The following is a 12,668-nucleotide window of genomic DNA, read 5'->3' as shown; positions in this document are numbered from 1 at the left end:
TAGAGTGAAAGTAAATCCTAAGGTTGGATGTGCATTGCAATCGGACGTTCCTGCCTTGGAAAATGCTATCAGCGCCTGAAGGGTCAGGTTCCGCAGCTATTGTTAACTCATCCTTAGCCGGCGCGACTCTGGAAACCACGTGACCGGGCGGCAAGTCGCCACGGGGTGCCTCGCCGCCTCCGCCGATAAGCTCCAAAATCACAGCTGTCCATTTCCAACATCCGCCTAAATAGGCCGGGCGAGGCATGGCGGCTCCCATCCCGCATTGCACAATCCCCCCGCATCGGCAAAATACCGTCATGGTCCGCTCCTCACTCGCCGTTCTGGTGATCGACGAAAACCGCATCCGCGCCTCGATCATCGAGGCGGGGTTGCGCGAGGCCGGGCATGAGCGGGTCACGGTCATTCATGACGTTACCGGCATTGCGCGGCGCATCGCCGAGATCGAGCCTGATGTCATCGTCATCGATCTCGAAAACCCGAACCGCGACATGCTGGAAAACATGTTCCAGCTTTCGCGCGCGGTGAAGCGGCCGATCGCCATGTTCGTCGACCGCTCCGACCAGGCCTCGATCGAGGCGGCGGTCGATGCCGGCGTGTCGGCCTATGTCGTCGATGGTCTGAGGCAAGAGCGCGTCAAGCCGATCCTCGACATGGCGGTCAGTCGCTTCAACGCCTTCTCGCGCATGGCGCGCGAGCTGGAAGAGGCGCGCAGCGAGCTGAAGAGCCGCAAGGTCATCGACCGCGCCAAGGGCATATTGATGAAATCGCGCGGTCTCAGCGAAGAGGCGGCCTACGCGCTGCTGCGCAAGACGGCGATGAACCAGAACCGCAAGATCAGCGATATCGCCCAGAGCCTGGTGACGGCGGCCGGGCTGCTCGGACCGGCGGAGGACGAATGAGCGCGACGCACCAGATCACCGCCGGCTTCATGCCGCTCTTCGACAGCGCCGTGCTGGTGGCGGCCGGCGAGATGGGCTTTGCCGCGCGCGAGGGCATTGAGCTGACGCTGCACCGCGAGACCTCCTGGGCCAACATCCGCGACCGCATCGCCATTGGCCATTTCGACCTCGCGCACATGCTGGGGCCGATGCCGCTTGCCTGCAATCTCGGGCTGACGCCGCTCGCCTCAGAGACCATCGTGCCGTTCTCGCTCGGGCTCGGCGGCAATTGCGTCACTGTTTCGAATGCGGTCTGGACCGGCATGGCCGCGCATGGCGCCGTGCCCGACCTAGATCCGGCGCGGACCGGCAAGGCCCTGGGAGCATTGATCCGCGAGCGGGCGGCGGCCGGGCGCGATCCGCTCCGCTTCGCGGTCGTGCATCCGCATTCCGGGCACAATTACGAACTGCGCTACTGGCTTGCCGCCTGCGGCATCGACCCCACCCAGGCGATCGAGATCGTCATCGTGCCGCCGCCCTTCATGGCCGATGCGCTGGCCGCCGGCCGCATCGATGGCTATTGCGTCGGCGAGCCCTGGAACAGCGCCTCGGCTGCCGCCGGCACTGGCCGCATCGTCACCGTCAAGGCGCTGTTGTGGCGCAACAGCCCGGAAAAGGTGATCGGCGTGCGCAAGGCGTGGGCTGAGCAGAATCCGGAGGCGCTGGCGGCACTGCTGCGCGCGCTGCATCATTCGGCCCGCTGGTGCCAGGATCCGGCCAACCACGGCGAACTGGCCGCTGTCATGGCGCAGCCAGGCTTCCTCGGCCTGCCGCCGGCGGTGCAGATGCCGGTCCTGACCGGACATCTTGATCTCGGCGGCGGAGCGGAAAAGACCATCGACGACTTCTTCCTGCCCTTCGACAAGGCGGCGAACTTTCCCTGGAAGAGCCATGCGCTCTGGTTCTACACGCAGATGGTGCGCTGGGGGCACGTGGCGCATACGCCGGAAAATCTCGCCATCGCCAGGGATTGCTACCGGCCCGACCTCTACCGTTCGGCGCTGAAGCCGCTCGGTGTCGCGCTGCCCGGCGCCAATTCCAAGGTCGAGGGTGCGCTGAAGGTGGCGACTCCGGTCGGTTCGGCGGGAGCAAGCCTGGTGCTCGGTCCTGACGGTTTCTTCGACGGTCAGATCTTCGATCCCGACGAGATCGATGCCTACATTGCCGGCCAAAAATCGGCCCGCACCGAAGCCTGATCATTTCCGCGCCATTCTTGTGCATTGCACAAAATTTGTGCGTGCAATTGCGCCAATGAACAATCTTTGGCCTGTCCGGCTTGCGGTCCCGGAGCGTCCCGATCGGCACGCATCGCTGATTTCATTGATATTTTTCCTCCCGCTCCAAACTGGCACGGTTCCTGCTTTGCAATAGGCAGGCTCTTTATGGGTCACGAAACAGGCGTCCAATGGCGGGCGCCGCAGGCAAAGCTGCCGCTCAGGTCAATACGCGATCCCGGTCTCTCGGGCGCGAAGACCTGGCCGGCGGCTTTTTTGTTTTGACCGAACACGCAATCGACGGCGCGCCTCCCAGGCCGCGTCCAACCGGAGACGACGATGACGAAACGGATCGGGACTGGAACGCTCAAGGATTTCAAGCGCCGCGATCTTCTGGCGAGCAGCGCGCTGACCGCGGCTCTGTTCGCCGCCGCGCTCATGCTGTTTCCCGCCGGCGCCAAGCCCGGCGGAAAAGGCCCCGAAATGACCGCGCCAAGCCCGGCCTCATCGCGCTGACCTATGCCGCGCCGCTGATCATCGCCAACGAAAAGGCAGTCTTATCATGACCGCAAATCTCCCAGCCGCGTCCAGCCACGATAATGATCCCCGGCAGGCGCTTATGATGTCCACCATCGCCTTCACCGTCTGCTTCGCGGTGTGGACGATCTTTTCAATCATCGGGATCCGCATAAAGCAGGAACTTGGGCTGAACGAGACGGAATTCGGCCTGCTCGTCGGCACGCCGATTCTCACTGGTTCGCTCGTCCGCATGGTGCTCGGCATCTGGACCGACCGCTATGGCGGACGGCTGGTCTACACCGCGACCATGCTTGCAGCGGCGGTCGCGACCTTCCTGCTCGCTTATGCGCGGACCTATGAGCAGATGCTGGTCGCAGCACTTGGCGTCGGGCTCGCCGGCGGCTCCTTCGCTGTCGGTGTCGCCTATGTCTCGCGCTTCTTCCCCGCCGGCAGGCAAGGCACAGCGCTTGGCATTTTCGGTGTCGGCAATGTCGGCGCCGCCGTCACCAAGTTCCTGGCGCCGTTCGTGCTTCTCTCCTGGGGATGGCAATCGGTCGCGCAGATGTGGGCGGCGGCCTTGGTCGTCATGGCCGTCGTCTTCTGGTTCACCACCGGCGACGATCCGGTCATCCGCGAGCGCCGCGCCGGCAAGGTCGCGCCGGCGAGAAGCTTCTGGCAGGAATTCGCGCCGCTCAAGAACCTGCAGGTCTGGCGCTTTGCCTTCTACTATTTCTTCGCCTTTGGCGCGTTCGTGGCGCTGTCGCTGTGGTTGCCGCGCTACCTGATCGGCGTCTACGGCTTCGGCATCGCGACCGCCGGCATGATCGGTGCGGCCTATTCGATCCCGGCAAGCATCTTCCGCGCCTACGGCGGCGCGCTCTCCGACCGCATCGGCGCACGTACCGTGCTCTACTGGACTTTTGCAGTGTCCGCTGTCGCGACTCTCGTTCTGTCTCTCCCCTCGGCAGACTATGTCGTGCGCGGCATCAACGGGCCGATCCCCTTCCATTTCGAGATCGGCCCGTTCGCCTTCATTGCCGTCGCCTGCGTGCTCGGTTTCTTCATGAGCCTCGGCAAGGCCGCCGTCTACAAGCACATTCCGGCCTACTATCCGCAGAATGTCGGCGCGGTCGGTGGCTTGGTGGGCATGATCGGCGGCCTCGGCGGCTTCATCCTGCCGATCGCCTTCGGCGCGCTCAACGACCTCACGGGCGTGTGGTCGAGCTGCTTCATGCTGCTCTTTGTAATCGTCGCCGCCTGCTTTGCCTGGATGCACTTCTCCATCCGGCGGATGGAGCGCGCGGCGGCTGACGAAGCACCAGCCCTTTCCTACGCGGCTGAGTGAGGCCGGAGCGGATCAGGACCATGACCGAAAAGCTCGTCATCATCGGCAACGGCATGGCCCCCGGGCGCATGCTGGAGCACCTCCTGGAAAAGGCGCCCGGCCGCTACCAGGTCACCATCTTCAACGCCGAGCCCAGGGTGAACTACGACCGCATCATGCTGTCGCCGGTTCTCTCCGGCGAAAAGGCCTATGAGGAAATCATCATCCATGGCGACGGCTGGTACATCGCCAACGGCATCACCCTCTACAAGGGCCACAAGATCGTCGCCATCGACCGCCAGGCGAAGACCGTCACCTCCGATCATGGCGTCACCGAGCCCTACGACAAGCTGGTCATCGCCAGCGGTTCGGTGCCGTTCATCATCCCCGTGCCAGGCCATGATCTGCCAGGCGTACTCACCTATCGCGACCTCGACGATGTGCAGGCGATGCTGCTCGCCGCCCAGTCGCGCGCCAAGGCCGTGGTCATCGGTGGCGGCCTGCTTGGCCTGGAGGCCGCGGCCGGCCTCAACGCGCAAGGCATGGACGTCACCGTGCTGCATGTCATGCCGACGCTGATGGAGCGCCAGCTCGATCCGGCCGCCGGCTATCTGCTGCAGCGGGCCGTCGAGCAGCGCGGCATCAAGGTCATCACCAAGGCCAACACCCAGGCGATCACCGGCAACGGCAAGGTTGAGCAGGTCGAGCTCACCGACGGCACCGTCATCCCGGCGACGCTGGTCGTCATGGCGGTGGGCATCCGGCCGAACGCGGCGCTCGCCAAGGAGGCCGGCATAGCCGTCAATCGTGGCATCGTCGTCGATGCCGGCATGCGCAGCAACGACCCCGACATCTACGCGCTCGGCGAATGCGCCGAGGTCAACGGCATGGTCTACGGGTTGGTGGCCCCCCTCTACGAGATGGCGCGCGTTGCCGCCAGCCAGCTTGCCGGCGACGAGAAAGCGGCCTTCGTCCACATGGACACGCCGACCAAGCTCAAGGTCACCGGCATAGAGCTGTTCTCGCTCGGCGACTTCGCCGAGGGCGAGGACCGCCAGGAGATCGTGCTGCGCGACGCCGCTGCCGGCGTCTACAAGCGCCTGGTGCTCAAGGACGACCGCATCATCGGCACCGTGCTCTATGGCGAGACGGGCGACGGCGCCTGGTTCAACGACCTCAAGAAGAAGCAGACCGACATTTCGGAGATGCGCGATACGCTGATCTTCGGCCAATCCTACCAGGGGGGTGCCCCGCTGGACCCTATGGCGGCCGTTGCAGCCTTGCCGGATGATGCGGAAATCTGCGGCTGCAACGGCGTTTGCAAGGGAAAGATCACCGGCGCGATCACGGCCAAGGGCCTGACCTCGCTGGACGATGTGCGCGCCCACACCAAGGCGTCGGCCTCCTGCGGCTCCTGCACCGGGCTCGTCGAGAAGCTGATGGTGCTGACCCTTGGCGACAAATACAATCCGGCCGCCGTCCAGCCGATGTGCGGCTGTACCACGCTCGGCCATGACGAGGTGCGCAGGCTGATCAAGGCCAAGGGCCTGAAGACCATTCCGGCCGTCATGCAGGAACTGGAATGGACAACCTCCTGCGGCTGCGCCAAATGCCGGCCGGCGCTCAACTATTATCTCGTCTGCGACTGGCCGGATGACTATGCCGACGACTATCAGTCGCGCTTCGTCAACGAACGCGTCCACGCCAACATCCAGAAGGACGGCACCTATTCGGTGGTGCCGCGCATGTGGGGCGGCGTCACCAATGCCGCCGAACTGCGCGCCATCGCCGATGTCGTCGACAAGTTCGAGATCCCGATGGTCAAGGTCACCGGCGGCCAGCGCATCGATATGCTCGGCATCCGCAAGGAGGACCTGCCGGCGGTGTGGGCCGATCTCGGCCATGCCGGTTTCGTCTCCGGCCATGCCTACGCCAAGGGGCTGCGCACGGTGAAGACCTGCGTCGGCTCCGACTGGTGCCGCTTCGGCACGCAGGATTCGACGGGACTGGGCATCCGCATCGAGAAATTCATGTGGGGCTCGTGGACCCCGGCCAAGGTCAAGATGGCGGTGTCGGGTTGCCCCCGCAATTGCGCCGAGGCGACCTGCAAGGATGTCGGTGTCATCTGCGTCGACAGTGGCTACGAGATCCATTTCGCCGGTGCCGCCGGCCTCGACATCAAGGGCACCGAAGTGCTCGGCCTGGTCAGGACCGAGGACGAGGCACTGGAGCATATCGTGGCGCTGACGCAGATGTACCGCGAGCAGGGCCGCTATCTCGAGCGCATCTACAAATGGGCCAAGCGCATCGGCATAGAAGAGATCAAGCGCCAGATCATGGACGATGGCGAGAAGCGCAAGGCCTATTACGAGCGCTTCGTCTTCAGCCAGAAATTCGCCCAGGTCGACCCGTGGTCGGAGCGCGTGTCCGGCAAGGACAAGCACGAATTCCGGCCGATGGCTTCGGTCGGGTTTGCGGAGGCTGCCGAGTGATGTCGGCGCGAGTCACCCCCCTCTGGCCTGCCGGCCATCTCCCCCTCAAGGGGGAAGATTGGCAGTTTCAGCCTCTTAGCCCTTCGGCCAACGTTGGCGATTGGCGAAAGCCGTCACGACATCCGATCTCCCCCCTTGAGGGGGAGATGTCCGGCAGGACAGAGGGGGGTGCCTCGGCGAATTCTTATCAAGCAAAGGCAGGGATGCCCCAATGACCTGGATCGCCATCGGCTCCATCTCCGACATCCCCCGCCGTGGCGCGCGCTGCGTCGACACTCCTGAGGGGAAAATCGCCGTCTTCCGCACGGCGGACGATCAGGTCTACGCCATCGATGACCATTGCCCGCACAAGGGCGGGCCGCTCAGCCAGGGCATCGTCCATGGCGTGGCGGTGACGTGCCCCTTGCACAATTGGGTGATCTCGCTGGAAACCGGCAAGGCGCTCGGCGCCGACGAAGGTACGGTACGCACGATCCCCGTGAAGGTCGACGGCGAGCGGCTGTTCCTGGCGCTCGAAGCGCTGGCCAGCCGCGCGGCCTGAACACATGCAGATTGACGAAGCGCGCGAGGTGAGGACCACCTGCCCCTATTGCGGGGTGGGTTGCGGCGTGCTGGCGAAGGTCGCCGCGGACGGGCAAGTAACCGTCCGCGGCGACCCCGATCATCCCGCGAATTTCGGCCGGCTTTGCTCCAAGGGTTCCGCACTTGCCGAGACCATCGACCTTGACGGCAGGCTGCTCCATCCCGAAATCCACGGCCGCCAAACCGGCTGGGACGAGGCGCTCGATCGCGTCGCCTCGACCTTTTCGCAAACCATCGCCGAGCACGGCCCCGACGCGGTCGCCTTCTACGTCTCCGGCCAGTTGCTGACCGAGGACTATTATGTCGCCAACAAGCTGATGAAAGGGTTCATCGGCTCGGCCAATATCGACACCAATTCGCGCCTGTGCATGGCCTCTTCGGTCGCCGGTCACCGCCGCGCCTTCGGCTCGGACACCGTACCAGGCAATTACGAGGATCTGGAACTTGCCGACCTGATCGTGCTGGTCGGCTCCAATCTCGCCTGGTGCCATCCCGTACTCTACCAGCGCATCGCGGCGGCACGGGAAAAACGGCCGGAGATGAAGGTGGTGCTGGTCGATCCGCGCCGCACCATGACATCTGACATCGCCGACCTGCATCTGGCGATCGCGCCGGACGGTGACGTCGCGCTGTTCATGGGGCTGCTTGCGTATCTTGGCCAGCATAACGCGCTGGACCGCGCCTATATCACGGCGCATACGACCGGCTTCGGGCAAGCCCTTTTCGCCGCCTCGAAGCTCGACCTCGCCGGCATCGCCGCCGCCACCGGCCTGAGCGAGGACGAGCTTGTCCGCTTCTACAGCCTGTTTGCGGCAACCGCGAAGACCGTCACCGTCTACAGCCAGGGCGTGAACCAGTCGTCCTCGGGTACCGACAAGGTCAACGCCATCATCAACTGCCATCTCGCCACTGGCCGCATCGGCAAACCCGGCGCCGGCCCATTTTCGGTGACCGGCCAGCCCAACGCCATGGGCGGTCGCGAGGTTGGTGGCATGGCCAATATGCTGGCCGCCCATATGGAGATCGAAAACCCCGAGCATCGCGACCGCGTGCAGCGCTTCTGGAAGGCGCCCGATATCGCCGAAAAGCCCGGCCTGAAAGCGGTCGACATGTTCAAGGCGGTGGCCGACGGGCGCATCAAGGCGCTGTGGATCATGGCTACCAACCCGGTCGATTCGATGCCCGATGCCGATGCCGTCGAGGCGGCAATCAAGGCCTGCCCCTTCGTCGTGGTATCGGACGTGCTGGCAAGCACCGATACGGTCCGCCACGCCCATGTCCGGCTGCCCGCCGCCGCCTGGGGCGAAAAGGACGGCACCGTCACCAATTCGGAACGCCGCATCTCGCGCCAGCGGGCGTTCATGGCGATGCCAGGCGAGGCACGACCCGACTGGTGGATTGTCGCCGAAGTGGCCAGACGGATGGGTTTTACCGAGGCGTTTTCGCATGTGTCGCCGACGGAGCTGTTTGCTGAGCATGCAGCGCTGTCGGGCTTCGAGAATGACGGCGCGCGGGATTTCGATATTGGCGCTTATGCCGCTGTCGACGCGCAAGCTTATGACGCACTCGAGCCTTTCCAGTGGCCAGCGCCGAGCCCAGGCGCCCCCCTCTGGCCGCCAGAGGGGGATGCCTGGGCTCGGCGACCGGAGGGCCCTGTTCGCTTCTTCGCCAACGGTAACTTCTACACGCCCGATGGCAAGGCGCGTTTCATCGCCGTCCGCCCAACCGTCGAAACCCGCACCAGCCCGGACTATCCGCTGATCCTCAACACCGGCCGTGTCCGCGACCACTGGCACACCATGACGCGGACGGGAAAAAGCTCGCGCCTGTCCCAGCACATCGCTGAGCCCTTCGCCGAAATCCACCCGGCGGATGCGCAGCGCTTCGGCATCGGCGACGCCGATATCGTGCGGGTCTCGACCGTGCATGGCGAAGCGCTACTGCGCGCGCTGGTGACAGCGCGGCAGCGGCCGGGCTCGGTGTTCGTGCCGATGCACTGGACGGATCAGTTCGCCGCCCGCGCCCGCGTCGATGCGCTGGTGGCGCCGATCACCGATGCGATTTCAGGCCAGCCGGCCTCGAAGAACGGCGCCGCGCGCCTGGAACGCTTCGCTGCCGCTGCCTTCGGCTTCGCGGTGCTTGCAGAACGGCCGGCCTCGATCGACGCCGATTACTGGAGCCTCGCCCGCTGCGCCGCCGGCTGGCGGCTCGAGCTTGCGCTGCAAGCCGGCCGGGACTGGACAGCTTTCGCGGCCTCGCTCCTCGGCGCCGACGCGCAGAGCGAGACGCTCGCCTATCATGACGCTGCCGGCGGGCACTATCGCTTTGCCCGCTTCACAGGCAGCCGGCTGGTCGGCGCGCTCTATCTGGCGCCCGTGCCGGTCGCGGTGTCGCGCAGCTGGGCCGTGGAGCAGTTGGGCGCGGACCATGCCGACCGGCGCGGGCGGCTGGCGATCGTCGCCGGACGGCCGGGCGGCAACGGCGTCAACCGCGGCGCCATCGTCTGTTCCTGTTTCGGCACTGGCGCCAATCAGATCGCGGAAGCGGTGCGCGGCGGCTGCGCCAGCGTCGCGGCGATCGGCGCCGTTCTGGGTGCTGGCACCAATTGCGGCTCCTGCCGCGCCGAGATCAGGACCATCATCGACGCGCGCCGCCTTCAGGCGGCGGAGTAAGGCGCCTGCCGTTGAACTTCCCGCGGCGGGGAACGGTTCTGCCGTGAAGGCAATTCCCGAAAGCCTGGTCACCGCGCTTCCTTGACGCTTACCAGCCATTTACAGACGGTGGGCTACCAACATTCCTGTTCGATTCGTCGGGGACAAGGCATGAGCAAGGCTCTCACTTCATTCGCACTGGTTGCCGTGCTGACGGCTTTGCTGATGGCGCTGAGCCTGGCGGTGGCCAGGCATGGCTATCCCTTTGGTGCGATCGGCGCCAAACGCCTCGACGACATTGCCGATGCCGGGATTTTCATCCCGCTTGCCGCGGTGTATTTTTTCAGTGCGCTGCTGATGATGATCCTGCCCATCAGGGCGGCCGGCATCGTTCTGACAAATGCCGCGGATGCCATCTTCTGGACGGTGATCGTGTTGTTCGCGACCATCATCGGCGGCCTCGCCGCCAGATGGGCTTTCGGCCAGGCCGGCGTCCTGACGGCGCTGCTGAACTGGCGCTTCCTGTTCGTCGCGGCCGTCGTGGCATGCCATCTCTTCATGAACGAGCTGCGCCGCAATATCCTGCTGAGAAGCCTGTTCTTTGTCGTTTTCGCCGCGGCGACGCTGGCCTGCCTGTTCGGGTCTTTCGCGATCTGACGACAAGAACCGGGCAGATCTCGCCGTCCGCGAACGACGTCCGGCGCGAAACTGAAAAATTCAGTTCCGGATCGGGTGGCGCAACGCGAAGACCATTCTACGCGACATCGACGATGATGTGATCAGCGCAACAGGACGAACCGGGTTCCGCAAAACATGCCGGGAAGCGGCTGGCCCTGGAGCGATGCTGAGGTCGGCCGTCGGTTTCTGGTGAGGTTTGCCGCGACGTGGTCTTGCGGTGTGGTGGCCGGTGGTCCAGATAGACGGCAACCGAACGGCTAGGAAGACTGCGACATGACCCTGTTTCGAAAGAACCTCATCGATGGCGAGTGGGTGGGCGAGCCCGGTTCCCGCAACATCAATCCATCCAACACCGGCGATGTGGTTGGCGAATATGCTTCCGCTGGCGCCGAGCAGGCCCGGCAAGCCATCGCGGCGGCGAAAGCAGCGTTTGCGGCATGGTCGCGTTCCGGCCCGCTGGCGCGCCATGCAGTGCTGAGGAAGGCATCGGACGAGATCACCGCGCGGAAAGATGAAATCGGCCGGTCCCTGGCGCGCGAGGAAGGCAAGACGCTGGCCGAAGGTATCGGCGAGACCGTGCGCGCCGCCCAGATCTTCGATTTCTTTGCCGGCGAGGCGCTGCGCCTGTCGGGCGAACTGGTTCCGAGCGTGCGGCCGGGAGTCGGCGTCGAGGTCACGCGCGAGGCGGTCGGCGTCGTCGGCATCGTCACGCCATGGAATTTCCCCATCGCCATCCCGGCGTGGAAGATCGCTCCAGCACTTGCCCACGGCAACACCATCGTTTTCAAGCCTGCCGAGCTGGTCCCCGAGAGCGCCTGGACCATTGTCGACATCCTGCATCGCGCCGGCCTGCCCAAGGGCGTGCTCAACCTCGTCATGGGCAAGGGATCGGTGGTCGGTCAGGCCATGCTCGACAGTCCCGACCTCAACGCCATCACCTTCACCGGCTCGGTCGGCACCGGCAAGCGCGTCGCCGCCGCAAGCGTCGAGCACATGCGCAAGTTCCAGCTCGAAATGGGCGGCAAGAACCCGCTCGTCGTGCTCGACGATGCGGACCTGGCCGTTGCCGTCGACTGCGCGCTCAACGGCGCCTTCTTCTCGACCGGCCAGCGTTGCACGGCGTCGTCCCGGCTGGTCGTCACCGACGCCATTCATGACCGCTTCGTCGAGGCGCTGAAAGACCGCATGGGCAAGCTGGTCGTCGGCGATGCCCTCGATGCGAAAACCCAGATCGGCCCCGTCGTCGACGATAGCCAGCTGAAGCAGGACGAGGATTACATCGCCCTCGGCCGCAAGGAGGGTGCCGATCTCGCTTTCGGCGGCGAGCGGCTCGATCGCGAAACGCCCGGCTTCTATCTGCAGCCGGCGCTGTTCACCGGAGCCAGCAACACGATGCGCATTTCACGCGAGGAGATCTTCGGACCCGTCGCCAGCGTCATCCGCGTCAAGGACTATGATGAGGCGCTCGCCGTGGCCAACGACACACCTTTCGGGCTGACCTCGGGCATCTGCACGTCGAGCCTCAAGCACGCCACGCATTTCAAGCGCAATTCGGAGGCCGGCATGGTGATGGTCAACCTGCCGACGGCAGGCGTCGATTTCCATGTCCCCTTCGGCGGGCGCAAGGGATCGAGCTTCGGCCCGCGCGAACAGGGCCGCTACGCGGCGGAATTCTACACCACCGTGAAAACCGCCTATACGTTTGCCGGCTAATCAAACTTAGAGAGTCAGGCAGGCGAACAGGCCCGGATGACATCCGGCATGCCGGCCTGACCTCTTTAGCCGAATAGCGCTTTTGTCAGGCGCCTGATTGTTACCATGGCAAAGGCCAGGCATTCTTTGGGAGGTCGCTGCCTTGCCTCAATAGGTGGCGCGGCCGCCGGAAACGTCGAAGACGGCGGCGGTCGTAAAGGAGCATTCCTCGGAAGCGATCCATGCGATCAGCGCCGCCACCTCCTCGACCTCGCCAAAGCGCGCCATCGGTATTTTCGACAGCATGAAGTCGATATGCTGCTGGCTCATCTGCTGGAAGATCGCCGTGCGCACGGCGGCCGGCGTGACGCAGTTCACCGTCACCTTGGTCTTGGCCAGCTCCTTGCCGAGCGACTTGGTCATGCCGATCACCGCCGCCTTCGATGTGCTGTAGGCCGACGCGTTGGGATTTCCCTCCTTGCCGGCGATCGAGGCGATGTTGACGATCCTGCCGTAACTGCGTTCGAGCATATGCGGGACCAGCGCCCTGTTGCAATAGAAGACGCCGTTGATGT

10 protein-coding genes are annotated in these 12,668 nt (G+C 64.7%); 9 read left to right on the top strand and 1 reads right to left on the bottom strand.

Annotated features, from left to right (window positions below):
- Positions 1–299: 299 nt before the first annotated feature.
- From MESS2_RS02565 to MESS2_RS02530, 9 genes are all read left to right on the top strand, one after another.
- Positions 300–902: an ANTAR domain-containing response regulator gene (locus MESS2_RS02565; RefSeq protein ID WP_008872499.1), complete on the top strand. Its 603-nt coding sequence runs from the start codon at positions 300–302 to the stop codon at positions 900–902.
- Entirely contained in the window at positions 899–2,137 is a 1,239-nt protein-coding gene (locus MESS2_RS02560; RefSeq protein ID WP_008872498.1) for a CmpA/NrtA family ABC transporter substrate-binding protein, read from the top strand. Before MESS2_RS02565 ends, MESS2_RS02560 begins: the two co-directional genes overlap by 4 nt.
- 357 nt (positions 2,138–2,494) lie before the next feature.
- Positions 2,495–2,671 carry a hypothetical protein gene (locus MESS2_RS32650; RefSeq protein WP_167332423.1) on the top strand — a complete coding sequence of 59 codons (177 nt, stop codon included), beginning with the start codon at positions 2,495–2,497 and terminating at the stop codon, positions 2,669–2,671.
- Positions 2,672–2,717: 46 nt separating this feature from the next.
- Complete coding sequence (locus MESS2_RS02555) at positions 2,718–4,019, top strand: MFS transporter (protein ID WP_040591909.1); 1,302 nt, start codon at positions 2,718–2,720, stop codon at positions 4,017–4,019.
- Between the two features lie 20 nt (positions 4,020–4,039).
- The gene (gene nirB, locus MESS2_RS02550; protein WP_040591922.1) at positions 4,040–6,490 is read left to right on the top strand and encodes a nitrite reductase large subunit NirB; all 2,451 of its coding nucleotides are present in this window, start codon (positions 4,040–4,042) and stop codon (positions 6,488–6,490) included.
- 211 nt (positions 6,491–6,701) lie between these two features.
- Complete coding sequence (gene nirD, locus MESS2_RS02545; protein WP_008872494.1) at positions 6,702–7,031, top strand: nitrite reductase small subunit NirD; 330 nt, start codon at positions 6,702–6,704, stop codon at positions 7,029–7,031.
- A gap of 4 nt (positions 7,032–7,035) precedes the next feature.
- Positions 7,036–9,744 carry a nitrate reductase gene (locus tag MESS2_RS02540; protein WP_008872493.1) on the top strand — a complete coding sequence of 903 codons (2,709 nt, stop codon included), beginning with the start codon at positions 7,036–7,038 and terminating at the stop codon, positions 9,742–9,744.
- Between the two features lie 150 nt (positions 9,745–9,894).
- Positions 9,895–10,380: a hypothetical protein gene (locus tag MESS2_RS02535; RefSeq protein WP_008872492.1), complete on the top strand. Its 486-nt coding sequence runs from the start codon at positions 9,895–9,897 to the stop codon at positions 10,378–10,380.
- Positions 10,381–10,674: 294 nt separating this feature from the next.
- On the top strand, positions 10,675–12,114 hold the full coding sequence (locus tag MESS2_RS02530) for an aldehyde dehydrogenase family protein (protein WP_008872491.1): 1,440 nt from the start codon (positions 10,675–10,677) through the stop codon (positions 12,112–12,114).
- A 147-nt stretch (positions 12,115–12,261) separates the two neighbouring features.
- Here MESS2_RS02530 and MESS2_RS02525 read toward each other — a convergent pair.
- Positions 12,262–12,668 (bottom strand): SDR family oxidoreductase (locus MESS2_RS02525; protein WP_040591907.1); only part of this gene is annotated, 407 nt, incomplete at its 5' end.

The sequence above is a fragment of the Mesorhizobium metallidurans STM 2683 genome (assembly GCF_000350085.1).
Taxonomy (GTDB): Bacteria; Pseudomonadota; Alphaproteobacteria; order Rhizobiales; family Rhizobiaceae; genus Mesorhizobium; species Mesorhizobium metallidurans.
This window is presented reverse-complemented; position numbering and strand designations above follow the sequence as displayed.

Bases quoted from the DNA above. Each gene is read 5' to 3' on its own strand.
- MESS2_RS02565 (WP_008872499.1), top strand. From the start codon at position 300: ATGGTCCGCTCCTCACTCGCCGTTCTGGTGATCGACGAAAACCGCATC.
- MESS2_RS02560 (WP_008872498.1), top strand. From the start codon at position 899: ATGAGCGCGACGCACCAGATCACCGCCGGCTTCATGCCGCTCTTCGAC.
- MESS2_RS02530 (WP_008872491.1), top strand. From the start codon at position 10,675: ATGACCCTGTTTCGAAAGAACCTCATCGATGGCGAGTGGGTGGGCGAG.
- MESS2_RS02535 (WP_008872492.1), top strand. From the start codon at position 9,895: ATGAGCAAGGCTCTCACTTCATTCGCACTGGTTGCCGTGCTGACGGCT.
- MESS2_RS32650 (WP_167332423.1), top strand. From the start codon at position 2,495: ATGACGAAACGGATCGGGACTGGAACGCTCAAGGATTTCAAGCGCCGC.
- nirB (WP_040591922.1), top strand. From the start codon at position 4,040: ATGACCGAAAAGCTCGTCATCATCGGCAACGGCATGGCCCCCGGGCGC.
- nirD (WP_008872494.1), top strand. From the start codon at position 6,702: ATGACCTGGATCGCCATCGGCTCCATCTCCGACATCCCCCGCCGTGGC.
- MESS2_RS02540 (WP_008872493.1), top strand. From the start codon at position 7,036: ATGCAGATTGACGAAGCGCGCGAGGTGAGGACCACCTGCCCCTATTGC.
- MESS2_RS02555 (WP_040591909.1), top strand. From the start codon at position 2,718: ATGACCGCAAATCTCCCAGCCGCGTCCAGCCACGATAATGATCCCCGG.